24 protein-coding genes and 1 pseudogene are annotated in these 25,839 nt (G+C 51.8%); 23 read left to right on the top strand and 2 right to left on the bottom strand.

The window, feature by feature from the left end; translation table 11 throughout:
- Positions 1–17 precede the first annotated feature (17 nt).
- From steA to JNE38_RS30625, 4 genes are all read left to right on the top strand, one after another.
- Complete coding sequence (gene steA, locus JNE38_RS12220) at positions 18–1,136, top strand: putative cytokinetic ring protein SteA (protein ID WP_428993724.1); 1,119 nt, start codon at positions 18–20, stop codon at positions 1,134–1,136.
- Positions 1,137–1,148: 12 nt separating this feature from the next.
- The gene (locus JNE38_RS12225; RefSeq protein WP_203356797.1) at positions 1,149–1,706 is read left to right on the top strand and encodes a copper transporter; all 558 of its coding nucleotides are present in this window, start codon (positions 1,149–1,151) and stop codon (positions 1,704–1,706) included.
- Positions 1,693–2,385 (top strand): glycosyltransferase family 2 protein, encoded by a 693-nt coding sequence (locus JNE38_RS12230; RefSeq protein ID WP_203356798.1) that lies wholly within the window; start codon positions 1,693–1,695, stop codon positions 2,383–2,385. Before JNE38_RS12225 ends, JNE38_RS12230 begins: the two co-directional genes overlap by 14 nt.
- Positions 2,386–2,733: 348 nt before the next feature.
- Complete coding sequence (locus JNE38_RS30625) at positions 2,734–3,243, top strand: hypothetical protein (RefSeq protein ID WP_238933632.1); 510 nt, start codon at positions 2,734–2,736, stop codon at positions 3,241–3,243.
- 31 nt (positions 3,244–3,274) lie between these two features.
- On the opposite strand, the gene JNE38_RS12240 is transcribed toward JNE38_RS30625, so the two are convergent.
- The gene (locus tag JNE38_RS12240; protein ID WP_203356799.1) at positions 3,275–3,535 is read right to left on the bottom strand and encodes a DUF2627 domain-containing protein; all 261 of its coding nucleotides are present in this window, start codon (positions 3,533–3,535) and stop codon (positions 3,275–3,277) included.
- A 172-nt stretch (positions 3,536–3,707) separates the two neighbouring features.
- Between JNE38_RS12240 and JNE38_RS12245 the strand changes: the two genes are divergently transcribed.
- The 10 genes from JNE38_RS12245 to JNE38_RS12290 all read left to right on the top strand — a co-directional run bounded on the left by JNE38_RS12245 (position 3,708) and on the right by JNE38_RS12290 (position 17,945).
- Positions 3,708–5,774, top strand: coding sequence for a sigma 54-interacting transcriptional regulator (locus JNE38_RS12245; RefSeq protein ID WP_203356800.1), 2,067 nt, complete (start codon positions 3,708–3,710; stop codon positions 5,772–5,774).
- 239 nt (positions 5,775–6,013) lie between these two features.
- Positions 6,014–7,105, top strand: a complete 1,092-nt coding sequence (locus JNE38_RS12250) for a Glu/Leu/Phe/Val dehydrogenase (protein WP_203356801.1) — start codon at positions 6,014–6,016, stop codon at positions 7,103–7,105.
- A 280-nt stretch (positions 7,106–7,385) separates the two neighbouring features.
- Positions 7,386–8,807, top strand: a complete 1,422-nt coding sequence (gene lpdA, locus JNE38_RS12255; RefSeq protein WP_203356802.1) for a dihydrolipoyl dehydrogenase — start codon at positions 7,386–7,388, stop codon at positions 8,805–8,807.
- An 18-nt stretch (positions 8,808–8,825) separates the two neighbouring features.
- Complete coding sequence (locus tag JNE38_RS12260; RefSeq protein WP_203356803.1) at positions 8,826–9,818, top strand: thiamine pyrophosphate-dependent dehydrogenase E1 component subunit alpha; 993 nt, start codon at positions 8,826–8,828, stop codon at positions 9,816–9,818.
- A gap of 13 nt (positions 9,819–9,831) precedes the next feature.
- Positions 9,832–10,815 (top strand): alpha-ketoacid dehydrogenase subunit beta, encoded by a 984-nt coding sequence (locus tag JNE38_RS12265; RefSeq protein WP_203356804.1) that lies wholly within the window; start codon positions 9,832–9,834, stop codon positions 10,813–10,815.
- A 20-nt stretch (positions 10,816–10,835) separates the two neighbouring features.
- On the top strand, positions 10,836–12,158 hold the full coding sequence (locus JNE38_RS12270; protein WP_275296700.1) for a dihydrolipoamide acetyltransferase family protein: 1,323 nt from the start codon (positions 10,836–10,838) through the stop codon (positions 12,156–12,158).
- A 254-nt stretch (positions 12,159–12,412) separates the two neighbouring features.
- Complete coding sequence (locus tag JNE38_RS12275; RefSeq protein WP_203356805.1) at positions 12,413–14,584, top strand: copper amine oxidase N-terminal domain-containing protein; 2,172 nt, start codon at positions 12,413–12,415, stop codon at positions 14,582–14,584.
- A gap of 343 nt (positions 14,585–14,927) precedes the next feature.
- Positions 14,928–15,356, top strand: coding sequence for a methylmalonyl-CoA epimerase (mce, locus tag JNE38_RS12280; protein WP_203356806.1), 429 nt, complete (start codon positions 14,928–14,930; stop codon positions 15,354–15,356).
- Between the two features lie 92 nt (positions 15,357–15,448).
- Entirely contained in the window at positions 15,449–16,585 is a 1,137-nt protein-coding gene (locus tag JNE38_RS12285; protein ID WP_203357526.1) for a M20/M25/M40 family metallo-hydrolase, read from the top strand.
- A gap of 166 nt (positions 16,586–16,751) precedes the next feature.
- A complete protein-coding gene (locus JNE38_RS12290) occupies positions 16,752–17,945 on the top strand; it encodes a DUF3866 family protein (protein ID WP_203356807.1) in 1,194 nt (397 codons plus the stop codon).
- Positions 17,946–17,952: 7 nt separating this feature from the next.
- Here the strand turns inward: JNE38_RS12290 and JNE38_RS31150 are convergent.
- A pseudogene (locus JNE38_RS31150) lies at positions 17,953–18,000 on the bottom strand (hypothetical protein); the annotation flags it as partial.
- A 106-nt stretch (positions 18,001–18,106) separates the two neighbouring features.
- Between JNE38_RS31150 and JNE38_RS12295 the strand changes: the two are divergent.
- From JNE38_RS12295 to JNE38_RS12335, 9 genes are all read left to right on the top strand, one after another.
- Positions 18,107–18,664, top strand: a complete 558-nt coding sequence (locus tag JNE38_RS12295; RefSeq protein WP_203356808.1) for an NUDIX domain-containing protein — start codon at positions 18,107–18,109, stop codon at positions 18,662–18,664.
- Positions 18,657–19,841, top strand: coding sequence for an endonuclease Q family protein (locus JNE38_RS12300; protein WP_238933633.1), 1,185 nt, complete (start codon positions 18,657–18,659; stop codon positions 19,839–19,841). The genes JNE38_RS12295 and JNE38_RS12300 overlap by 8 nt, the downstream gene beginning before the upstream one ends.
- Before the next feature lie 67 nt (positions 19,842–19,908).
- A complete protein-coding gene (spoIIM, locus tag JNE38_RS12305) occupies positions 19,909–20,535 on the top strand; it encodes a stage II sporulation protein M (protein ID WP_203356809.1) in 627 nt (208 codons plus the stop codon).
- A 94-nt stretch (positions 20,536–20,629) separates the two neighbouring features.
- A complete protein-coding gene (locus JNE38_RS12310; RefSeq protein ID WP_275296701.1) occupies positions 20,630–21,094 on the top strand; it encodes a ferric iron uptake transcriptional regulator in 465 nt (154 codons plus the stop codon).
- Positions 21,095–21,218: 124 nt separating this feature from the next.
- The gene (ald, locus tag JNE38_RS12315; protein ID WP_203356810.1) at positions 21,219–22,349 is read left to right on the top strand and encodes an alanine dehydrogenase; all 1,131 of its coding nucleotides are present in this window, start codon (positions 21,219–21,221) and stop codon (positions 22,347–22,349) included.
- A 61-nt stretch (positions 22,350–22,410) separates the two neighbouring features.
- Positions 22,411–22,650, top strand: a complete 240-nt coding sequence (locus JNE38_RS12320) for a YqzK family protein (RefSeq protein ID WP_203356811.1) — start codon at positions 22,411–22,413, stop codon at positions 22,648–22,650.
- Between the two features lie 112 nt (positions 22,651–22,762).
- The gene (gene xerD / locus JNE38_RS12325; RefSeq protein ID WP_203356812.1) at positions 22,763–23,650 is read left to right on the top strand and encodes a site-specific tyrosine recombinase XerD; all 888 of its coding nucleotides are present in this window, start codon (positions 22,763–22,765) and stop codon (positions 23,648–23,650) included.
- 144 nt (positions 23,651–23,794) lie between these two features.
- On the top strand, positions 23,795–24,967 hold the full coding sequence (gene deoB, locus JNE38_RS12330) for a phosphopentomutase (protein ID WP_203357529.1): 1,173 nt from the start codon (positions 23,795–23,797) through the stop codon (positions 24,965–24,967).
- 57 nt (positions 24,968–25,024) lie between these two features.
- A complete protein-coding gene (locus JNE38_RS12335; RefSeq protein WP_203356813.1) occupies positions 25,025–25,834 on the top strand; it encodes a purine-nucleoside phosphorylase in 810 nt (269 codons plus the stop codon).
- Positions 25,835–25,839 lie beyond the last annotated feature (5 nt).

The raw sequence follows: 25,839 nt of genomic DNA on the forward strand, positions 1-25,839 counted from the left end.
CGTACACGTCTGTGATCATGGCGGATCACAAGACCAAATTGCTCTGCAAACGGCTTCACTCCGACCATATTGCGCTCATCGATCATCCCGATGTCGATGAGATGGCTGCTAGATCGTTGCAGGATGCGGGCGTATCAGTCGTCATTAATCTCTCACCCTATATGACGGGTAAATATCCGGCAGAAGGGGCGCGCAAACTTTTACAGGACGGGATCAAGCTCTTCGAAGTCCCGCTAAGGCTCTATGACGTTACACTGATTGAACAACTCGATGGCTGCCAGGCCAGGATTGAAGACGATCAGCTGATCATTCACGCTGGGCAGGGAGAATGCCAAAGCATTCCCCTTGAGGCAGTCACCGAAGAACATATACAGGCCAAGTGGCTGGAGGCCAACCGATCTCTCGACGAGACGCTCTCACGCTTTATCGATAATACCCTTCAGTATGCCGGACGCGAGAAGGATCTTTTTTTAAAGCCGCTCTGCCGCCTTCCCTTGCGCACCCGCATGGATGATCGGCATGTCGTGGTTGTCGTCCGCGGGAAGCATTATCGCGAAGATTTACAGACATTGCATGCGTACATACGCGAGTACCGCCCTGTACTGATAGGGGTGGATGGCGGAGCGGATGCCCTCATGCAAGCGGGGTATATCCCTGATTTAATCGTCGGAGACATGGACAGCGTTTCTGACAAGGCCTTGCTATGTGGTGCGGAGATTGTCGTCCACGCCTTTGCGGATGGGCGAGCCCCCGGGCAATGCAGGGTGCAGGAGCTCGGCGTACCTTATCATCTTCTCCCTGCCCCAGGGACCAGTGAAGATGTCGCGATGCTGCTGGCCTATGAAGAACAAGCCGAGCTGATTGTCACGATCGGCACGCACACCAATATGATCGATTTTCTGGAAAAAGGGCGAAAAGGGATGGCGAGCACGCTGATAGTCCGAACCAAAATCGGCACAAAGCTGATCGATGCCAAAGGAGTCAACCAGCTATATCAACCACGCTGGTCGTGGAAGCTATGGGGCTGGTGCCTGGCCGCCATGCTGACTCCTGTGGGAGCTGCGCTGGTGATCAATCCCGTAGCCCGTCATGCTGCCCAAATGCTGTGGACGCAATGGCGTACTTGGGCCTATTAGGGAGGCGGATGTATGATTCCTTTTCGTTATCACCTCTTATCACTTGCAGCTGTCTTTTGCGCAATGGGGGTAGGGATCCTCTTGGGAGGCATGGCTGGGCATTCCTGGTTCACGGTCGGCGAACAGGAAGTGCTGGCAAAGATGGAGGCAAAATATGATAGGGCCCTGAAAAGCAACAATGAGCTCAAGCAGCAAATGAGTCGTTTGCTCATGGAAGTCGAGCGCAGCAATGAGGAAGTGATACACCTCATGGCGATGCGTTACTCACAGGACCTGTCCGGAAGCAGGGTGTTTGTCTGGAACCAGCCTGGTCTTCAGCCTGATTCCATCACGCGCCTGCTGCGATCTGTCGGCGTGGATGTGATTCCGTACCAGGAGGGAGACTCACTGGAAAATGGACTGCTCCTGGTGTTCGCTCGCAACGAACCAGCTTGGCTGTCTGAATTGCCGTCTCCCCGTCGCTGGGTGCAAATCGAGCAGATGCCTGATTCACCTGCCAAACAGTGGGCTCTTCTGGAAAAAGTGCAGAAAATGTTGACGGAAATGAGGGTGGAGCATGAAAAAAGTTAGTGTGGTCATCCCGGCCTACAACGAAGGTGATGCAATCGGGGCTACACTGCGTGCCATACGGGAACGATTTTTTTGTCAGGAGCTCATTGTTGTCGATGATGGGAGTGTGGATGGGACGGGAGAGTTGGCCAAGAAATGGGCTGACCTCGTAGTGCGTTTTCCGGTAAACCGCGGGAAAGGAACGGCTTTGCAAACAGGCTGGCAGCTGGCAAAAGGCGATGTGGTCATGCTCTTGGACGGAGACCTGCGTGAGAGTGCAGCCGAGGCCGCTCACTTGCTGTCGCCTGTGCTAAAGGATGAGTGCGATATGGCTGTAGCTGTCCTCCCGCCTCCTCGGTTACAAGCAGGAATGGGGCTGGCAAAGGGACTTGCTCATCACGGCATCCGCATGCTGACCGGATTTGAGGCGGCTGCTCCTTTGTCGGGTCAGCGAGCCATTCGCAGAGAAATCCTTCAGCAGATGGGCAAGCTCGATAAAGGCTTTGGAGTTGAGGTGGGCCTGACTGTCGATGCTCTCCGAGCCGGGTACCGCGTTCAGGAGATACCCGTGTCATTTTCGCATCGCGAGACGGGAAACGACTGGCCAGGCTACTGTCATCGCGGAAAGGAATTCGTCGCGATCAGCCGTACGCTGTGCCGGAAATGGTGGGAGGGAAATCGATGGAGCCGCAATGGCTAGTAGCAGCTGCGATTGGACTCGTCACGCCAGTAATGCTTCATCGCCCGTTATTTGCCTACGCTCGGAAGAAGCTGAGTAGGCGTGGGATGCGTCGGTTGAATTATCGAGGGCTTGAAGTGGTAACGGGGGAGGAGTCATTCTCGTCGCTTCGTCCATCATTGCGATGCTCTTCATGCTGGGATATGTCATTGCCGCATCGTCTGACGGGAAGGAAGGAATGCTGCTCGGGGCAGGACTCTTGGCGACAGCCCTTTGGGATGGCAGGATGATTGCTCGACAGATCAGCAGACCAAAGGGTTTCGAGGTCACTTTGGGACGCTGTGGAAGGAGCGGAGAATCACCAGTGGAATGCGGAAAGTCTGGGGAGGGGGAAGCACCGCGGTCGTCATTGCATGGGGGCTCGGGGTTTCCGATGTTTGGTCGGGGATGCTTGCTGCCTGTTTGCTGGCAATCTCCCCCAACCTGCTTAATCTGTTTGACCTGCGACCCGTGAGAGCCATCAAAGTGTATTGGCTGCTCCTGTCCCTGGCGATGGTCATCGGGTGTTGCACAGGAGGAGTATCCAGCAGCTATGTCCACGTGCTTTGGCAGCTGCCCGTGCTGGTAGCGACGTGCCTGTTTTTTCGGCACGATGCCGGCGGGCGCATCATGCTGGGGGATACGGGGGCAAACGCATTGGGGTTTTGCGCCGGGTACATGTTTGTCGTCAGCGCGCCTGTGGGCGCTCAGGCACTCCTGCTTCTGGTATTCATCCTCTTGCACATCGTAGCGGAATTCTTCTCGATTTCGAGTTTGATTGAAAAGCATGGCTGGCTGGAGCGCATCGACAGGTGGGGGCGACCGGCAGAGCCGAAATGAAAAAGAAGAACCAGGCTGAAATCCTGCCTGGTTACTCGTCTTCGTCTGTCTCTGGAATCATGAATCGCGGTTGTACCCGATTCTTTTTTCGTTCATGATGCAAAATGAATCCTGCAATAAAAAGGACGGGGATGGCAAAGCAGAGGATGCCGAGCACGAGCTTTCCCCATAAAAAGCCGATCTCCGAGGATATGGAGTAGAAGAAGGCATCTCGGATTAATTTAATGCCGTACATGGCGATGGCTGCTGGAATCACCATGATCAGAAGGGCGATGACTTTCTGTACAACCAAGGGTGTTTCACACCTTTCTATCTCATCCCATTCATCATAGCGAAAGCAATCCGGCTTGTCCATAAGCGACCTGCACACGAGCGAGCGCACGCTAGGCAACTACGCCTGTCCATCCCTGAACCATTGGAGTACAATGGTAACGAGTATGATTGTTAAAAGTGAGGGGGCACACATGCACAAGCTGCTCATCGTTGGTGCCGGACGTGGCGGAACAGCACTCCTGCGCATGCTGAACCAAATGGAGCGCATCGAGATCGTAGCCGTAGTAGATCACCGAACCGACGCCCCAGGTCTTGAACTGGCACGCTCATTCGGCATCAAGACCGATACCGATTATCGCCCTTATCTAAATGACGATCTGGATGTCATCCTGGAAGCGACAGGAGACTTGGGCGAGTATAAGCACTTGCGCCATTTGAAACAGGACAAGACCGTACTGATCCCAGGGACTTTTACCCGCATCGTGATGAAGCTGATCCGGGAGAGAGACAAGCTGATCGCAGTCATGACGCAAAATGAACGAGAGCGGGAAACCATGCTGGATTCCACTCACGATGCCATCATCGGGGTGAATCGGAGGGGCATCATCACCCTTTTCAACAAGGCAGCAGAGCGTTTGATGGGCATCGATGCCAGCAAAGTGTTGGATACGAAAGTAACGGAACGTATACCTAACACTCGGTTACATATCGTATTAGAGACGGGCACACCCGAATTGAATCAGGAGCAGATATTGCCCAATCAGACCCGCATCATTACCAATCGCGTCCCGGTTCGAAATGAGCGGGGAGAAGTGGTGGGCGCTGTCGCCATTTTCCGCGACATCACGGAGATCATGGCGCTCGCCGAGGAAGTGACAGACCTAAAAGAACTGCAGAGCATGCTGCAGGCCATCATCGATTCGTCCGATGAAGCGATCTCCGTCGTGGACAGGAACGGGAACGGCCTGTTGATCAATCCCGCCTATACGAGGCTCACGGGCTTGACGCCCGATGAGATTATCGGAAAGCCTGCTACCGTGGATATTTCCGAAGGCGAAAGCATGCACATGCAGGTACTGCGGACCAAAAAGCCAGTCCGGGGAGTGCCGATGAAGCTGGGCCTCAAACGCAAAGACGTCGTCGTAAACGTAGCACCAGTCATGGTTGACGGCGAGTTGAAAGGCAGTGTCGGGGTCATACACGACGTCTCCGAATTCAAGCGGCTGACCGAAGAACTGGAAAAAGCACGCCGCATTATTCGCACGCTGGAGGCGAAATATAGCTTTGCAGACATTATTGGGTACAGTGAGCCCATGCGTGCAGCCATGGATCAAGCACAGAAGGCAGCGTTGACCCCTGCTACCGTATTGCTTCGCGGTGAGTCCGGGACAGGTAAGGAACTGTTCGCACATGCGATTCATAATGCCAGTGAGCGCAAGTACAAGCAGTTCATCCGCGTCAACTGCGCCGCCATTTCCGAAAGCCTGCTGGAGAGCGAGCTGTTCGGTTACGAAGAAGGGGCGTTCACCGGTGCACGCAGGGGCGGCAAGCGCGGGCTTTTTGAAGAAGCGAGCGGTGGTACCATCTTTCTCGATGAAATTGGCGAGCTGTCGATGAGCATGCAGGTCATGCTTCTCCGTGTCCTGCAAGAGCGGGAAGTCGTCCGTGTCGGCGGCACCAAGCCTATCCCTATTGATGTACGGATCATTACCGCGACGCATGTGAATTTGGAATCTGCGATTAGCGCGGGGAAGTTTCGTGAGGACCTGTATTATCGCCTGCACGTCGTTCCCATTCAAATCCCTCCCCTGCGGCAGCGGTTGGAGGATATCAAGCCCTTGGCCATGCACTTGCTCCGAAAATACAATCTGGAGTACGGACGAAACGTGGAAGAAATCGATGAACAGGCTCTGCAACAGCTGCTCTCCTACCACTGGCCAGGAAACGTCCGTGAACTGGAAAATGTATTGGGACGAGCGATGATCCACATGAGGATCTATGAGCGAACCATCCTGCCTGAGCATTTGCCGCCACTGGATCGGAGGCTCGCATCTACAAGCAGTGATCCTCGGAAGGGCACTGGAGCCTCCGGCAAGACATTGAAAGAAGCCGTAGAAGAGGCAGAACGTGACCATATTTTGCGGGAGCTCGCCGCTGCTTCCGGTAATCGCACGTTGGCAGCGAAACGTTTGGATATCTCGATTCGCAGCCTTTACTACAAGCTGGAGAAGCTAGGGATTGTGGAAGATCAGAGTTAAAGCGGACGACCATGCAAGAAGTTGCATGCATACTATTGCAAGGTTGTGCAAAAAACTGCACACTTAATTAAGGGAGCCCGCATCCATAAACAGCTAAATAAAGCGCTTTCAAACCAACTAAACTATTGGCACGACTTTTGCATTAACAGCATGACGGGGAAATGATCCAGATGAAACCTATGTATCCCATCTAGGAGCAACCATGACGAACAACGATTCATACTAGGGAGGTCTCTTCAGTGAACATCTTTGACTACATGCAAAAGTACGATTACGAGCAATTGGTTTTTTGTCAGGACGAAAATTCCGGTTTGAAAGCCATTATTTGCATTCATGATACGACATTGGGTCCAGCACTCGGCGGTACGCGGATGTGGCCGTACAAAACAGAAGAAGAGGCGATCATTGACGTTCTGCGCCTCGGACGCGGCATGACATACAAAAATGCAGCTGCTGGTCTGAACATCGGCGGAGGAAAAGCGGTCATCATCGGCGATCCTCGCCAGCATAAAAGCGAAGAGCTGTTCCGCGCGTTTGGCCGATACATCCAAGGCTTGAACGGACGCTACATCACGGCAGAAGACGTAGGTACCACTGTAGCGGATATGGACATGATCCATTTGGAAACCGATTATGTGACAGGGGTATCCCCTGCATTTGGCTCCAGCGGCAATCCATCGCCGGTGACCGCTTACGGTGTCTACCGCGGAATGAAAGCGGCTGCGAAGCTCGCTTACGGCAGTGATGACCTTTCCGGCCGCGTAGTAGCCGTACAGGGTGTGGGCAACGTGGCATACAATCTTTGCCGCCACCTGCATGAAGAAGGTGCGCATTTGATTGTGACTGACATCAACGAAGAAAACGTCAACCGCGCAGTCAATGATTTTGGCGCGAAAGCAGTTGGCGTGAATGAAATCTTCGGCGTGGATTGCGACATTTTCTCTCCATGCGCGTTGGGAGCGATCATCAACGATGACACGATCCCGCTGTTGAAAGCGAAAGTCATTGCGGGTGCCGCTAACAATCAGCTGAAAGAAGATAGACACGGCGATCAAATTCATGGCATGGGCATCATCTACGCACCTGACTATGTCATCAACGCGGGTGGCGTGATCAACGTAGCAGACGAGCTGCAAGGCTACAATCGCGAACGCGCCCTGAAAAAAGTAGAGACCATTTACGACAATATCCTGAAAGTGTTTGAAATCGCTGAGCGCGACGGAATGGCTTCTTATCAGGCTGCTGACCGCATGGCAGAAGAGAGAATTGCCAGCGTTGCGAAATCACGTAATACTTTCCTGCAAAACGGCAAGACTGTTTACCAGCGCTAATTTTCTTGAGAGCACAGCACAATTCCCCTGGCCATCACTCTGGTAGTCAGATGGCCAGGGGGTACATATGGTTTTTTCATTGAATATTCATATTCGCTTCAAAACGTGGGTGAGCTCACACGACATTGATGGGACTTTGAGCGGCTTTTTCATGTTCTGAACGCAAGATAGGGTGAGCGTCCGCTACTTGCATTGCCGCTTTAAAACAACCCGCTTATACACGGTCGCTCATCGTGAGCAGGCATCGGTAGAGGTTTTCTTATGAAAGGAGAGATCGGTTATGTCTCAAGAGTTTGATCTGGTCGTTTTGGGCGGAGGGACTGGAGGATACGTGGCGGCGATTCGCGCCTCCCAGCTCGGGATGAAAGTGGCAATCGTCGAAAAGGAAAAGCTCGGCGGAACCTGCTTGCATCGCGGCTGCATTCCTTCCAAAGCGCTTTTGCGAAGTGCAGAGGTCTTTGCCACGCTCAAAGAAAGCGACAAATACGGGGTGTCTGCGGGCGTTGTCGGCTACGATTTTGCCAAAATTCAGGAGCGCAAGCAAGGGATCATTGAACAGCTGCACAAAGGAATCCAGTACCTGATGAAAAAAGGCAGCATCACGGTGTTTGAAGGCTTTGGGCGTGTCATGGGTCCTTCCATCTTTTCACCGCAAGCTGGCGCAGTGCGTATTGAAAAGGAAAACGGTGATCAAGAGATGATCGTCCCTCGCTTTCTTTTGCTTGCAACGGGTTCCCGCCCGCGCACGCTGCCGGGGCTCACAATCGACGGCTCTTACGTGGTGACCAGCGATGAAGCCCTGCAATGGGAACAGCTGCCTGAGTCAGTCGTGATCGTAGGAGGTGGCGTGATCGGCATCGAGTGGGCCTCTATGCTGAATGACTTTGGCGTAGACGTTACGGTAGTTGAGTACGCGGATCGCATCCTGCCGATGGAAGATGAAGAAGTGAGCAAAGAGATGGCTCGCCTATTGAAAAAGCGAAAAGTCAACATCGTAACTTCTGCCAAAGTGCTGCCTGAATCTCTGGAAAAAGGAGAAGGGCGCGTCATGATCCAGGCAGAGACGGCTGGCGGCGTGCTTTCCTTTGAAGCGCAAAAAGTTCTGGTTTCCGTAGGACGACAAGCCAATGTGGAAAACCTGGGATTGGAAGCCACTGAAATCAAGGTGGAACGCGGTGTAGTTGTCGTCAACGAGCACTTTCAAACCGCTGAATCACATATCTACGCCATCGGAGATGTCATCGGCGGGCTTCAGCTCGCACACGTGGCATCCCATGAAGGCATTTTGGCTGTGGAGCACATGGCGGGGCTGCAACCTCATGCCATGGACTACACGAAAGTTCCGAAATGCACCTACAGCCGTCCGGAAGTGGCGAATGTCGGCTTGACAGAAAAAGAAGCGAAGGATCAGGGCTTTGACGTGAAGGTAGGCAAATTCAGTTTCAAACCGTTGGGGAAAGCGATCATTTACGGAGAAAACGATGGATTTGTCAAGGTGGTCGTGGATGCCAAAACGAATGATCTGCTTGGGGTCCACATGATCGGACCGCACGTGACGGACATGATTTCGGAAGCGGGTCTCGCTCGTGTACTGGATGCTACTCCTTGGGAGATCGGTACGACGATCCATCCGCATCCGACACTGTCAGAAGCGTTGATGGAAGCAGCATTGGCGGCTGACGGCAAAGCCATTCACAATTAGCGAGGAGGGCATAGGGCGATGACAACCAAACGGCATGAACAAGTAGGTTTGACGGATGCGCAGGTACTTGACATGTACTATTACATGCTGCTTGCGCGTAAAATTGACGAGCGCCAATGGCTGTTGAATCGGGCGGGCAAGGTTCCGTTCGTCATTTCTTGCCAAGGGCAGGAGGCAGCTCAGGTCGGAGCGGCTTTTGCGCTGGAAACGGGGAAAGATTACTTGTGTCCGTATTATCGTGACCTCGGATTGGTGCTCGTATTCGGACAAACGGCGAGAGATTGCATGCTGTCCGCATTTGCGAAGGTAGAGGACCCGAATAGCGGCGGACGCCAGATGCCAGGCCACTTCGGCGGCAAAAAATACAACATCTTGACTGGCTCCAGTCCGGTGACGACACAAGTGCCGCATGCGGTAGGGATGGCGCTTGCGGGCAGAATGCAGCAAAAAGATTTCGTCGTGTACACTTCTTTCGGAGAAGGCTCCAGCAATCAAGGGGACTTCCATGAAGGGGCCAACTTTGCCGGTGTGCACAAGCTGCCTGTCATCTTCTTCTGTGAAAACAACAAGTATGCGATCTCTGTTCCGCTGAAAAAGCAGCTGGCGTGCGAGAGCGTGGCTGACCGTGCCATCGGCTATGGGTTCCCGGGTTTCAGCGTGGATGGAAATGACCCGATTGAGGTCTACCGCGTGATGAAGGAAGCGGTGGAGCGCGCGCGCAGAGGCGACGGCCCTACCTTGATCGAGGCGGTCATGTACCGATTGGTTCCACACTCCAGTGACGATGACGACCGTGTATACCGTACACGCGAGGAAGTGGAAGAGGCGAAAAAGAAGGATCCGCTGATCGTTTTCGCAGCATACCTGCGCGAAATCGGTTTGCTGGATGAAAATACGGAACAAGACATGCTGGCTCGCGTGCAGTTGGAAGTGGATGAGGCGACCGAATATGCGGAAAACGCGCCGTATCCGACGCCAGAATCCACAATGACACACGTATACGGGGAATAAGGGGGGAATCCAGATGGCGGTCATTTCGTTTATTGATGCGATTACGATGGCGATGCGTGAAGAGATGCGTCGCGATCGGAGTGTATTTGTCCTCGGGGAAGACGTCGGAGTGCGCGGTGGGGTTTTCCGTGCCACCGTGGGTTTGATTGAAGAGTTTGGCGAAGAACGCGTGATTGATACACCACTGGCTGAATCCGCGATCGTCGGTGTCGGGATTGGGGCAGCGGCGTACGGCATGCGCCCCATTGCGGAAATTCAGTTTGCCGATTTTATCATGCCTGCTGTCAACCAGATCGTCAGCGAGGCTGCAAAAATGCGCTACCGCTCCAACAACGACTGGAATTGCCCGATCACGATTCGCGCACCATTCGGAGGAGGCGTCCACGGAGCGCTCTATCACTCGCAGTCCGTGGAAGCGATGTTTACCAACATTCCTGGCCTCAAGGTCGTGGCACCTTCCACTCCTTACGATGCGAAAGGCTTGCTCAAGGCTGCCATTCGCGACGAAGATCCAGTCTTGTTCTTCGAGCACAAGCGCTGCTACCGTCTGATCAAAGGGGAAGTGCCTGATCATGACTACGTGCTGCCGATCGGAAAGGCGGATGTCAAGCGCGAGGGAACGGATATCACTGTGATTTCGTACGGATTGGCCCTGCACTTTTGTCTCCAGGCGGCAGAAAAGCTGGCGCAAGAAGGCATCAGTGCCCACGTGCTTGATTTGCGCACCCTCTATCCATTGGATAAAGAGGCGATTGTAGAGGCGGCGTCCAAGACAGGGAAAGTATTGATCGTGCATGAAGACAACAAAGAAGGCGGAGTCGGCGGAGAAGTGGCAGCCATCGTCGCTGAGCAGTGCCTGTTCGATCTCGATGCTCCGATTAAACGTCTGTGTGGTCCTGATGTACCGGCTATGCCGTACAGCCCGCCGATGGAAAAATTCTTTATGCTGAACCCGGATAAAGTATTGGAAGCAATGCGGGAATTGGCCAACTTTTAAGGCGAGGAGGACCAAGGATCATGGCAACGAAAGTAGTAATGCCCCAGCTCGGAGAGAGCGTGACCGAGGGCACCATCAGCAAATGGCTCGTCAATGTGGGAGATACGGTCAAAAAGTACGATTCGCTCGCTGAAGTGACGACAGACAAGGTCAATGCGGAAGTGCCATCTACGGTATCGGGTCGTGTCACGGAGATTGTAGTTCCAGAGGGAGAAACGGTCGCGATTGGAACGTTGATTCTGTATATAGAAGAAAGCGGGGCAAGCACGGAGACTCAGGCACCTGCCGCCCCAGCAGCGGCCCCAGAAGTGCCAGCGGCTCCTGCCGTACAAACGGCCCAGACTGCGCAAGTCACACAGAAGCCGGTACAGGAAGGTACGAAGCAGCGTTACTCCCCGGCAGTAGTGGTATTGTCTCAGGAGCACGGTATTGATCTGTCTCGCGTCGTAGGGACGGGTGCAGGTGGACGCGTCACGAGAAAAGATGTGCAAGCGATCATTGATGCAGGTGGACAAAAGCCGGCTGAGACAGTGCAAGAGAGAGTGGCAGAGCCAACTGCAGCGCCGGCAGAGACTGCTGCACCTGCAAAGATTGCACCTGCCCCAGTGGCACCGACTCCAGCTCCCGTGGATATTCCCGTTGCCAGCGGAGACCAGATCATTCCGGTCACACCGATTCGCCGCACGATCGCCAGCCGGATGGTCCAAAGCAAGCACGAAGCACCGCATGCTTGGACGATGGTAGAAGTGGATGTGACCAATCTGGTGAACTTCCGCAATCAGGTGAAAGGGGATTTCGCTCGCAAAGAGGGCCTCAATCTTACCTTCCTGCCATTCTTCATCAAGGCCGTCGTCGAATCGCTCAAAGAATATCCGATGATCAATTCGACGTGGGCGGGAGACAAGATTATCGTCAAGAAAGATATCAACATCTCGATCGCGGTAGCGACGGATGATGCTTTGTATGTACCTGTGATCAAGAATGCCGATCAAAAATCCATCTTGGGCATCGCGAAGTCCGTGGACGATTTGGCAGCCCGCACGCGTGCAGGCAAGCTGACGATGGACGACATGACAGGCGGTACGTTTACCGTCAACAATACCGGCTCTTTCGGGTCTATTCAGTCACAGCCCATCATCAACGCACCACAGGCTGCCATCATGAGTGTAGAATCGATCGTGAAACGTCCAGTCGTCATCAATGACATGATTGCGATTCGCTCCATGGTCAATCTGTGCATGTCCCTGGACCACCGAGTTCTCGACGGACTCATTTGCGGACGATTCCTGCAGAGCGTCAAGCAAAAGCTCGAGAATATCGGACCGGATACCAAACTGTATTAAACCGATGCCAAACCAGACGCTTTCACAGGTCTGGTTTTACTCGCGTTATTGTAAAAATATGACAGGTAAAAATATTTTTTATTCTACCCGAAACGGATGTAACTTTTGGCTGAATCGTTGCGTCTTAGCAAATGTATGCAAGGAGTCTATCATTTTCCGTAGAATTGATTTCCTACGTTAAGCATTTATGGTAAACTGATAGCGATCTGCTAGAGAAACATTTCCTGATTTTAGGTAAATATGGGAGGAAAAACATGGAGAAGAGTAAAAAAGCACTGCCGATCGTACTCGCATCAGCACTGGCAGCGACCCCATTGGTAGCAGTGCCGCAGCAAGCGCATGCTTTGAGTGGCGTTACCGTAACGGCTGATGACAATACGGCTGGTGAAGATAGCGAGTATGATATTGAATTTACCACTGAGGAAATTATTGAAGAGGGCGATACCATTTATGTCAAATTTGATAAAGAATTTGACGTAGACAAAAATATTGACGAAGATTCCATTGATGCTGATTTCGACATCAAGAGCGTAAAAGTCAACGGCAATGTGATTGAAATCAAAGTGGATGAAGAAATTGATGAAGAAGAGGATGTGTCTTTTACTATCACGGATGGTATCACGAATCCAGATGATGAAGATACGTACGAGGTAGCCGTTCAAACTACGAGTGAAAAAGGATATGAGTCTGACGACGTCAAAATCAAGGAAGACGGCAAAAAAAGCAGCAGCAGCTCCGATGATGAGTTCAATGTCGATCTGAGCAGCAATAAAGCGGGCGAAAAGGTTTCCATTGAATTGGGCGACTTCGATCTTGACGGCAAAGATGAGCTGGAAACAGGGGAGACCATCACCGTTATTTTCCCGGATGAAGACATGCTTCCTAGCAGCATCAACAAAGCCGATGTAAAAGTAAACGGCAGTACCGCAAAATCCGTGGACGTAGATGGAGACGAAGTCACGATTGATGTTCCAAGCGGAGCAGACGGTGATGACTACATTAACATCGAGTTCCTGAAAACTGCTGGCATCAGCAACCCGGATACAGCTGACGATTACACCTTCAAAGTGAAATATGACGGAACTACATACGAGTCGGAATCGTTTGAAATCGCCAAATCTGGTTCCAGCTCCAGCACCGTCTCTGGTGATTACACGATAAACCTTTCGGATCCAGCAGCAGGCGCGCGCTCCAGCTATACATTTGAAACCGATTTTGGAAAAGACCTGAAGGCTGATTCCGATCTGGTCATCGAGTTCCCATCCGCGGACATGGTGCCCATGATCTTGAGTCCAAATGATTTCACCGTGAACGGCAAAACCCCGAAAAAAGTGGGAGCATTGGGCAACAAAGTATACATTACGACTCCAAGCAATTTCACTGCGGACAGCACGGTAAAGGTGGTAGTAGCCTACACAGCTTGGATTACCAACCCGAAAACAGCTGGCTCCTACAATCTGAAAGCGACTGTAGCAAACAAGACGATTACGTCCAAAGCGTTCACAATTGGTGGATCTTCGGTTAATCCGACAACTCCAACAACTCCGACCAATCCGACGACTCCTACACCAAATCCAACCGGTGTAAACAACAGCACCGCAACCATCACGCTGACCAACACAGCTATGAATCAAGCGACTGGCGTCAATGTGGCGATCAAAGGTCTGGGAGTAGGACTCGCTAAGCAACGTGACTTTATCGAATTGGTGTTCCCGGCAGGCTATCGCGTGCCAGCTTATATTGCGCCTGCCAACATCAGTGTGAATGGCGTTGCGGCGAACTATGTAGCCGTTCGCGGCCAAAACGTGTTGGTGTATCCAGCGCAGGATATCCCAGCAGCTACGGCAGCGAATGTATCGATCACAGCAGCTGCAAACATCGTGAATCCAGCAGTCAAAAATGCGTATAGCATCAGCGTGTTTACTTCCGAGGAAAAAGGTCTGCAATTTGCTCGTGCGGTAGGAGTAGGGATGCCAGCTCCGGCTCAGCCAGTCGTAACGCCTCCGAAGCCAACAACGCCGACTCCGCCAACCACGCAGCCTGCTGTGAATGTCCCAACCAATGCGGCACTGTTCAAAGTGAATGCGAAAACGTTCACCTTGCACGGGAAAAACTACCCATTGCAAGTAGCCCCTTACCTGGCTGGTGGCAACACGACGATGGTACCTGCTCAATTCTTCAAGGAAGCGTTGGCTCTGACCACTCAATGGAACAATCAATCGGTTGCCATTATCAGTGGTACCAAAGTGCTGAAGTTCACCGTCGGATCGACAAAAGCACGTATTGGCAACCAGGAAGTAACGCTGCCATCTCCAGTGGTACTGAAGGAAGGCATGCCTATGATTCCAGTCCGCTTCGTTACCGATAACCTCGGCTACAAAGTCGGTTGGGATGCCAAAACGTCCAGCGTATACGTCTATCGTTAAAAATCAAAACCCCCTTGCGAGGATTGCAAGGGGGTTTCATCATGACCGTCCTTATTGAAAATAGAAAAACGTCGGGACAACCAGGGAGAGAACGATAATGCCAATGAGGATTTTGGCCACTAAGGATTGCTTCATCTCGATGATCCTCCTTTCTGTAAGTGAAAAATGGCAGATCTGAGGAAAATGGCGGTATGGGAAGGTGCGGGGTATGCTAAAATTGGGAAGAAGCAAGCTCGCGAGCAGTCTCTCAGCCAATCTTCATCATTTCAATTTTACCGAATCGTACAAGGTGTAGCAACAGGGTTGTCCACTAAATCCGATTACATCGCAAAGGGTGAATAGAGTGAAAGCACCGAATAAGATCGCGCATATCGGGATTGCCGTCAAAAGCTTGGAGCAGGTGTTGCCCTTTTACACCGAGCAGTTGGGTCTGACGCTTCTAGGCACGGAAGAAGTAGAGAGCGAACAGGTAAAAGTAGCGTTCCTGGAGATCGGAGAAAGTCGTATTGAACTTTTGGAACCGCTTTCGGAAAGCAGTCCAATCGCGAAGTACATCGAAAAAAGGGGAGAAGGCATTCACCATATTGCGCTGGATGTCGATGACGTCGCGGCACGTCTCACCGCCCTCAAAGACAACGGTGTACCTTTGATCCATGAGAAGCCAAAGGATGGGGCACACCATGCGCAGATCGGTTTCTTACATCCGAAAGCAGCCAATGGAGTCTTATTTGAGCTGTGCCAATATCCAAAGTCGCCTGATCAGGACGAGTAACCTGTCGGGCGATGAAGTTTATGACCTTTTCATGGTAGAAAAAATTTTTTTGCGGTATACTGGAACTTGTGAATATGTACCAAAATCGGGCTATGATTTGGGAGGTTACGCGTGTGATTAATCAGGAACGTTTGCTAAACGAGTTTTTGGAGCTCGTACAGATCGACAGTGAAACCAAAAATGAAGCGCAAATCAACAAAGTGTTGAAAGAGAAACTGGTTGAAATGGGCTTCACGGTTCAAGAAGACGATGCTGCTGCCAAAACTGGCCACGGCGGAAATAACCTCATCGCTACACTGGAGGGCACTGGAAACGGCCCGGCGATCCTGTTCAGCAGCCATATGGATACGGTAGTTCCTGGAAACGGAATCAAGCCGCAAGTTCGCGACGGATATGTGTATTCCGATGGCACGACCATTCTCGGGGCTGATGACAAAGCGGGCATCGCGGCAATCTTTGAAGGAATTCGCACGATGAAAGAGCAAAACCTGCCGCATCCGACCATTCAGGTCGTTCTGACAGTCGGAGAAGAATCCGGTCTGGTCGGCTCCCGTGCAATGGACGCAAGCCTGCTCAAAGCAGAAATGGGCTTCATCCTTGACTCTGAAGGCCCAGTAGGAAAAATCACTGTGGCAGGTGCAGGTCAATACCGCATCGTCACCAAAATTCACGGAAAAGCGGCTCATGCCGGCGTCAATCCTGAAGACGGAATCAGCGCCATCTCCGTGGCTAGTAAAGCAATCTCCCGCATGCCACTCGGACGCATCGATGCAGACACGACAGCAAACATCGGCCGATTTGAAGGCGGTAAGGCGTATAACATTGTGACCGACTACGTAGAAGTATGGTCGGAGGCGCGCAGCTTGGTGATGGACAAGCTGGAAGCGCAAGTGAAGAAGATGACGACTGCTTTCGAAGAGGCTGCGGCTGAAATGGGTGCAACGGTAGAAAACGATGTCATCTTCATGTACCACGGCTACAAATTCAATGAAGAGACGCCAGTCGTACAAAAAGCGATCAGTGCAGTGAAGCGTGTGGATCGCAATCCTGAGCTGGTAGCGAGCGGTGGAGGAAGCGACGGAAACGTGTTCAATGGGTACAACATTCCTAGCGTTAACTTTGCGATTGGCTACGAAGAGATTCATACCAAGAGCGAGCGCATGCCGATCGCTGAGCTGAACAAAGCTGCCGAGCTGGTTCTCGCAGTGATTGAAGCTGTACAAGAATAAGATTCCTTTCCAGGTAACAGGCGGGATTCCCTCGGGAGTCCCGTCTTTTATTCGTGAAGGCTCGGCAAAAGATTAGCTGGCCGACACGGTGAATCGTGATTGAGCCAAGCTATGCCAGTCATACACTAAAAAGAGCAATCGCGACGCAAAGGAGGTAGATTTAGCTATGCTTTGCCTGACTGTGGGGACGGTAGTGAGAGTTGTGGAAAGACGATCAGGGATGCAGCTGCTTGAGGTTCAGATTGCGGTAACGGATACGAAAGAATTGGCTGTGTCCTTTGCCCATGAGCCGCATGCTATCGGAGAGAATTTGATCGTGAACACAACGGCCGTTCGTCTTCACCTTGGGACGGGCGGCTATCATCTCGTGGTAGGCAAGGCGGATGCTGGTTCAGAGATTGACCTTTTCCCGAACCAGTGGGGGCATGTGATGAAGATGCGCTACTCTCCTTGGCAGCTGGCTGTCGATACGGTAGAAGAGCAAGATAGCCCTTTTCACGAGCTGTTCGCCCAGCAAGATCTTTCCCTGCAAGGTACGCCTGTCCTAATCGGCGAGCTGCACAGCCTGCTCCCTGCTGCGGTCATTGCCTTGAAGCAAAACGAACCGCAAGCGAAAATCGTGTACGTCATGCCAGATGCAGCATCACTGCCCATCTCCTTGAGTGGGCATGTCCATCAGCTGCAGCAATTGGGTTACCTGGATGCGACGATCACGACGGGACACGCATGGGGTGGCGACCGCGAAGCCGTTACGATTCACAGCGGGTTATTGGCAGCGCGGCATGTAGAACATGCGGATATCATCGTTTGCATTCTCGGGCCGGGTGTGGCGGGTACAGGGACACCGTATGCCTTTTCCGGCATCCAGCTGGCAGAAGTCATTCATGCGGTGTCTGCATTAGGCGGTTTCCCGATGATGATCCCGCGCATCAGCTTTGCAGATGCAAGGCGCCGTCATTTTGGTATCAGCCACCACACAACAGTCCTTTTGAAGCGGTTTGCGCTTCGACCGGTCGTCCTTGCGATGCCTCAAATGGGTAATGACTTCGATGCAGTTTTGGACCAGCAAATTGTCGAGCTTCAAAAGCTGGATAAGCATATCATTATCAGGGGAATGGTAGCGGATAGGAGCAGGATTGCCAGTATGGAGAAAGAATATGGCTTTGGCTTTACGACCATGGGCAGAAGCTGGCAAGCAGATCCAGTACCCTTTCAAACTGCTGTCATTGCGGCAGATTTGCTCAGCCATTGGCGTGCGGATTTGGCGAAGGTCTTCAGCGACGACCCGCAATGCTTCTCCTCTCGAGATAAGCTTGCAGCGTTAGATCTTTTTTGGACCAGGAACGAAGAGCAGCCTTGATTTCCCAAGCTTTTCCTACCATGCGCAATTGCTTTTCACTCACATAGGTTTTCATCTGTGATCTCCTCCGCTACAATTAGTGTGGACAAGCTTCATGGTCCCAACTTATGGCGCAATCGGAGCTTTTAGAACGATGGAATTGGAAAATGGGGGGAATAGTCATGGATAAATACGAGCACTTATATGAAAAAACGATTTCGAGCCAGTCTATCTACAATGGGCGAATCATTAAAGTCAAGGTTGATGAAGTACTCCTTCCGAATGGAAATACCGCAAAAAGGGAAATCGTGAATCATCAAGGCGCCGTAGCCGTTTTGCCTTTGACGGATGATGGGAAAATGATTGCGGTCCGCCAGTTTCGCAAGCCTCTGGAGCGTACGATTGTGGAAATCCCTGCAGGCAAGCTGGAAGCGGGAGAAGAGCCTCTCGCTTGCGCCATTCGCGAGCTGGAAGAGGAGACGGGGTATACGGCCAAGCATATGGAGCTGCTGAGCTCGTTTTACACTTCCCCCGGATTTGCAGATGAGCTTCTTCACGTATACGTGGCAACCGGTCTGACAAAAGGGGAGAGCAGACCGGATGAGGACGAGTTTGTGGACGTGCTGGAGCTGACTCTCGAAGAAGCGCAAGAGCTTCACCGAACAGGTGAGATTCGGGATGCCAAAACAGTAGTCGCGCTCTTCGCTTGGGAAAGCAGGGTGCTTCGTTCCCGTGGCTGAGTCCAACCTGGCTGAATACTTTTGTGATCTGCACATTCATATTGGGGGAACCCGCAGCGGAAAGCCCGTGAAAATTACGGCATCTAGGCAAATGACGTTGACTGCCATACTGGAGGAAGCGTCCGAGAGAAAAGGCATGGATGTCGTGGGAATCATCGACGCCCATTCCCCAGAGGTACAGGAAGAGCTGCTGGATCTTTTGCAGACCAAGGAGGCAAAAGAGCACGAGGATGGCGGAATTATATACAAGAAGACGATGCTGATACTCGGGTGCGAGGTGGAGATTAAGGAAGGGGACAGAGGAGAAGCTCACTTTCTCGTGTACATGCCGAGATTGCGCGAGATGCAGTCATTTACCAAATGGCTTGCGGCGCGGTGCAAAAATGTTCAGCTCAGCTCTCAGCGAATTCATGCCAGTCTTAGAGAGCTGCAAGCAGTTGTAGCTGGGCTGGGTGGCATGATCATCCCCGCCCATATTTTCACGCCGCACAAAGGGCTCTACGGAAGCTGTACCGACTCGATGGCGGAAGTGCTGGACCCCTCGATGATTCCAGCAGTCGAGCTGGGGTTGAGTGCAAATACAAAGATGGCCGACTGCTTGTCAGAGTTGCGTGACAAGACGTTTCTCACCAATTCGGATGCGCATTCGCTGGGGAAAATAGGCCGAGAGTACCAGACGATGCGAATGAGAGAGCGGACGTATGCAGAATGGGAAAAAGCCGTTTGGCGATTGGACGGCAGGGGAGTGGCAGTCAACTATGGCTTGCAGCCCCAACTGGGCAAGTATCATCTGACGGCGTGTCAAAACTGCCAATCGATGCTTCCGGCAGACAGTTCGGGACGATGTCCGGAATGCGGGCATAAGCGTGTCGTGCGCGGAGTCGCTGCCCGGATTGAACAGCTGGCTGATCAGCCATTCGGAAAACACCCAGCTCATCGGCCGCCTTATATTGAGCAAGTCCCGCTTGAGTTTATCCCAGGGGTAGGTCCCAAGCTGCTGCAAAAGCTGTACGCCGCATTTGGGACGCAGATGAATGTGCTGCATCGAGTGGACCATGAAGCCCTGGCTCGAGTGACAGGCGAAAAAATTGCCGACCTCATCCAAAAAGCGAGGAGCGGTTCGCTGGCTATTCAGGCAGGCGCCGCAGGAACCTACGGCAGGATCGTCCGTGAGTGAAGAGTCATAGCGCCAGCCTTGTCCGCATAAGCTGTATCGTAATCAGTGAAGCGGGAGGCGACGCAACGTGCGTTCACGAGTCGGACAAACTATCCAGGCTTATGCGAAAGATCATCAGTCGCTCTATTGGTTCACGATTGTTTTGTTTACCATGGGCATTATTTTTGGAGCCGTACTGGTCAATTCCCTGCCGCTTTCTCAAAAGCAGGAGCTGTACGGTTTCCTGCAATATTTTTTTAACAGCTTGTCTACGCAAGGCATTCCTGAGACGAACACCCATTTTCAGGAGGCCTTTGGCAACTATGCAAAAACCGTCGCAATCATGTGGGTGTTAGGCTTGTCCATCATTGGCCTGCCTATGATTTTACTCATGCTGTTCCTAAAAGGAGTAGTCGTCGGCTTTACGGTCGGCTTCCTGGTCAACCAGCTGCAATGGAAGGGTGTTATGTTTGCGCTCATGGGGGTGCTTCCGCAAAATCTATTGGTAGTCCCCGCGTTGTTCATCGTAGGCGTGAGTGGAATTTCCTTTTCGCTGCGCTTGATCAAAACGAGATTGGTCAGCAAACGCGATGGGATCATGCCTCATTTTGTCGGCTACACGGTCCTTGTTCTGTGCATGCTCGCAGTATTGACGCTGGCAGCGCTGTTCGAGACGTTCATATCGCCCAGACTCATGCAGCTGGTGCTTAATTAATAATTATTCTCATGTAAGAACTTCTGCATTTGACTTATTCGATGACCCTCTACTATAATAGGAACAGGTTTCATGCGAGCGGGGAGGGGCATTAATGTTGGAAGAAAAGTTAGAGAAAATTAAGCAACAATTACATTCACAGAACTACAAGTTGACACCACAGCGTGAAGCCACTGTTCGCGTTTTGTTGGAAAATGAAGAAGACCATCTGAGCGCGGAAGATGTCTATCTCCTGGTAAAGGATAAAGCGCCGGAAATCGGGCTTGCAACTGTATACAGGACATTAGAGCTGCTTAGCGAATTGAAGATCCTTCACAAAATGAACTTTGGCGATGGCGTGGCTCGGTACGATCTGCGTGATGACAATGCTGCTTATCATCACCATCATCTGATTTGCCTTAACTGCGGTACCGTCGATGAAATATTCGAAGACCTGCTTGTCACGGCAGAAGAAAAAGTCAAGAATGTTTATAACTTTTACATTACCGATCACCGCTTGACCTTTTACGGCATTTGCAATCGCTGTATCGATAAAGTCAACGTGGAAGACTTCAAATAAGGAAAACTTCTCTGGGAACGGAGAAGTTTTTTTCTTTTGCTCGCGGAATTATTCCGTTTGTAATGGTCATCGAACTCCTGTGGCATCATAAAAAGGTAGTAAGAGACAGGAGGTGGGCTCACAGATGATCATCGGGGTACCAAAGGAAATCAAAAATAATGAAAATCGTGTTGGATTGACTCCGGCTGGAGTGAGTTCCTATAAACAGGCAGGGCATCGGATTCTGGTCGAAACGCAGGCAGGGGCAGGATCGGGATTCAACGATGAGGATTACGCGGCGGCTGGAGCAGAGATTTTGGAAAACGCCAGCGATGTATGGCGAGAGGCCGAGATGATCTGCAAAGTGAAAGAGCCATTGGCCCAAGAGTATCCCTATTTTCGGGAAAATCAAATCTTGTTTACGTATTTACACCTGGCACCCGAAAAAGAGCTGACGGAACAGCTCGTTGCCAAAAAAGTGGTGGCGATCGCTTACGAGACGATCCAAACCGATGACCGTGCACTTCCACTGCTAATGCCAATGAGCGAGGTAGCCGGGCGGATGTCCGTGCAGATTGGAGCGCAGTTCTTGGAGAAACCGCATGGCGGTAAAGGAATTTTGCTCGGAGGAGTGCCGGGAGTTCCCCCAGGGAAGGTCGTCATTGTTGGGGGAGGTATCGTGGGCACCAATGCAGCGAAGATGGCGATCGGTCTCGGTGCAGATGTGACGATTCTGGATGTGAATGCGAATCGGCTCAGGCAATTGGACGATCAGTTTCAAGGTAGACTGCATACGCTGATGTCCAATCCTTACAATCTAGCGGAAGCGGTCAAGCATGCGGATCTGCTGATCGGTGCTGTCCTCATCCCTGGAGCTCGAGCGCCTCGCCTTGTCACGGAGGGCATGGTGAAATCCATGACACCCGGATCAGTCATCGTGGATGTAGCGATTGACCAAGGCGGGTCCATTGAAACGGTCGACCGCATTTCCACGCACAGTGACCCGACGTACGTCAAGCACGGTGTGGTGCATTATTCAGTCGCCAATATGCCGGGTGCTGTGCCGCGTACCTCGACGATCGCACTATCCAATGTCACCCTTCCTTATGGCTTGCTTTTGGCGAATAAAGGTTACCGTGCAGCCATCACCCAAAACCGAGCATTGGCGCGGGGGGTTAACGTCATCAATGGGAGCATCGTATACGAGGCGGTGGCAAGATCGCTGCAAATGACCTACACACCTTTGGACGACGTTCTGGCTGACATGCCGCTGTAACGTCGAATGGAGAAGAGGACAAGTGCATATAATGGAGGGTAGCAAAAAGGAGGGGATACGCATGCGGGTACCGTACCGCCGTATGATGGAGGCGCTGCGATTTCTGCTCTTGTTTGTGACGTGTACGCTGCTCTCTTACGGAATCATCACGTTGATCACAGCCAAACTGCTCCCGGACAATCCTTATGGAGAGCCCCACGGCAACGCTGTAAAGGTCGTAAAGCTGGTGAATTCCCCCGAAACGCAGGATCTGGATGGCTATTTGTCGCGTCTGCAGCTTTTCTACGTGACAGGGGAGTAAGTATCTGAGGAAACCTTTCCGATAAAGAAGTTTTTCTATTGAACAAAGAAGGAGTTTCTTTATCTTTGTGGAAAGCAATACAGGATACTTATCACCTGAAGGGGACAGCTTCATGGACAGTCTGATTGATCAATTCATCCATTTCCTGGCTGTAGAAAAAGGGCTATCGCGAAATACTCTAGAATCGTACCAGCGGGATATGGTGGCCTATACTACGTATTTGCAGGACCAAGGAATCACGCGTATTGAGGATTCGACGCGCACCGAAATCATCGGCTACCTGCTCGTACTCCGGGAAAAAGGGAGAGCGACAGCTACACTTTCTCGCAACATGGCATCCATCCGGGCTTTCTACCAGTTTCTCGTTCGGGACAAATACATAGACAAAGACCCATCGATACACCTCGAAACCCCGAAGATCGAGAAACGACTGCCAAAGGTGCTTTCGATTGAAGAAGTGGAGCGTTTGCTGGAAAGTCCCCCTGTTCACAATCCGGCAGGGCTGCGTGATAAAGCCATGCTGGAGCTTTTGTACGCGACAGGGATTCGTGTCTCTGAGCTGGTCAATCTGGATGCAGCTGATGTGAATTTGGATATGGGATTCGTCAAGTGCATGGGGAAAGGCTCCAAGGAGCGTATCATTCCATTGGGATCTGTCGCCGTGCAAATGGTTCGGCACTACTTGTCTGCCGGTAGGCCCAAGCTGGTAAAAGGGACAGGTGATACGGCTTTGTTCCTGAACCATCTGGGAAAGCAGATCACGCGCCAAGGCTTTTGGAAGATCATCAAGCGTTATGCGGTCAAAGCCAATATCCGTGCCGAAATCACGCCGCATACCTTGAGACACTCCTTTGCCACCCACTTGCTGGAAAATGGGGCGGATTTGCGCTCCGTTCAGGAAATGCTGGGCCATGCGGATATTTCCACGACCCAGATTTACACGCACGTCACGCGTACCCGAATCAAGGATATTTATGCCAAGACTCATCCACGTGCGTAATGCATGGATGAAAAGAAAAAGAGAGAGAACAAAGGTACAGAGGACTCCGTCATGCTATCGGGCGGAGCAAACTTTTTTGCATCAGGTCAGACGTCTGACGACTTGGCTCTGAATCATACTTTTGTGGAACTGGAGGCGTTTGCTATGCGTTTTTCTCGTATTTTTTTGATTGTGATGGATAGTGTAGGAATTGGTGAGCTGCCGGATGCTCCGAAATTTCGCGATGAGGGTGCACACACGTTGGGGCATATTGCAGAGAGAGTCGAAGGTTTCAAGCTGCCGCATCTGGAAAAGCTGGGATTGGGAAATATCGCGCCCTTGAAGAATGTACCTGCGGCCTCTGCACCACTTGCTCACTATGGAAAAATGCAGGAAATATCCATGGGGAAAGATACGACAACGGGACACTGGGAAATCATGGGTCTTCATGTCTCCACCCCGTTTAATACATACCCGGATGGTTTTCCTGCCAGTCTGATCAGCGAGTTCGAACAACGAATCGGTCGCAAGGTTTTGGGGAACAAGGTGGCTTCCGGTACGGATATTCTGGACGAACTGGGCGAAGAACACATGAAGACCGGAAACGTCATTGTGTACACTTCTGCTGACAGCGTTTTCCAGGTAGCTGCTCATGAAGACGTGATCCCTCTCGAGGAGCTTTATCGCATTTGCGAAATCGCCCGCGAGCTGACCCTGAGAGACGAGTATGCCGTTACCCGTGTCATTGCGCGTCCATTTGTAGGGGAACCAGGCAATTTCTCGCGCACTTCGAATCGCCATGACTATTCGGTGAAGCCATTTTCTCCGACTGTCATGAATCATCTTCAAGATGCAGGGCTGACCTCCATAGCCATCGGCAAGATCAGCGATATCTATGCGGAAGAGGGGATTACAAAGTCCATTCGCACCAAAGACAATATGGATGGCGTCGATCAGCTGCTTGGAACGATGAAAGAGTCCTTTAAGGGGCTCAGCTTTGTCAATCTGGTTGACTTCGATGCAAAATTTGGTCACAGGCGTGATCCTCAAGGCTATGGAGAGGCTCTCATGGAATTCGACTCGCGGATCCCTGAGCTGCTGGCGGCACTTCAGGATGGCGATCTGCTCGTGATCACAGCAGACCATGGCAACGACCCCGTACACCACGGTACCGATCACACGCGGGAATACGTTCCGCTACTCGCTTACCACAAAGGAATTGCACAGGCGCACAATCTTGGAATTCGCGAGACCTTCGCTGACTTGGGTGCGACGATTGCAGACAACTTTGAAGTGAAAGCTCCTGCGATAGGAAAAAGCTTCCTGAGTGGTTTATAAAGATTAAGCAATTATAAACATTTATATAGAAGAAACAGATAAAAAGGAGAGTTTACAATGGCAAATTTCCATGAAGCAGTAGCCTATATTCAACCAAGATTGGCAGAAAAACCAACGATCGGTCTGGTGCTCGGCTCCGGTCTCGGCGTGCTGGCGGATGAAATTGAAAATCCGGTCGTCATCCCCTATCACGAGATTCCAGGCTTTACCGTATCGACGGTAGTAGGGCACAAAGGCCAACTCGTTATCGGTACGTTGCAAGGAAAGCAAGTCGTTGCCATGCAAGGACGCTTTCACTTCTACGAAGGCCATGGCCTCGATGCGGTCGTTTTCCCGATTCGCGTCATGAAGCTGCTCGGTGTGGAAACCATCATCGTGACAAACGCTGCTGGCGGCATCAATGAAAACTATGATCCAGGAAACCTGATGCTCATCGCGGACCACATCAACATGACATTCCGCAATCCGTTGATCGGAGCGAACGATGAAGCAATGGGCGCTCGTTTCCCTGACATGTCAGAAGCGTACTCCAAAGAACTGCGCCAGCTGGCAAAAGAAGTGGCAGGCGAGCAAGGTATCGAATTGCGTGAAGGCGTATACGTCGGCCTGCTTGGACCTAGCTATGAGACCCCCGCAGAAATTCGCATGCTGCGCATTCTAGGCGGAGACGCGGTAGGCATGTCCACCGTGCCGGAAGTCATCGTTGCCCGTCACATGGGCGTAAAGGTGCTGGGGATTTCTTGCATCAGCAACATGGCAGCAGGCATTTTGGAGCAGCCATTGTCTCACGATGAAGTGATGGAGACCACGGAAAAGGTGAAAACACAGTTTTTGGCTCTGGTTAACGGAATCGTTGCCAAGCTGTAAGAGCT

It is taken from the genome of Brevibacillus choshinensis (assembly GCF_016811915.1).
Taxonomy (GTDB): Bacteria; Bacillota; Bacilli; order Brevibacillales; family Brevibacillaceae; genus Brevibacillus; species Brevibacillus choshinensis_A.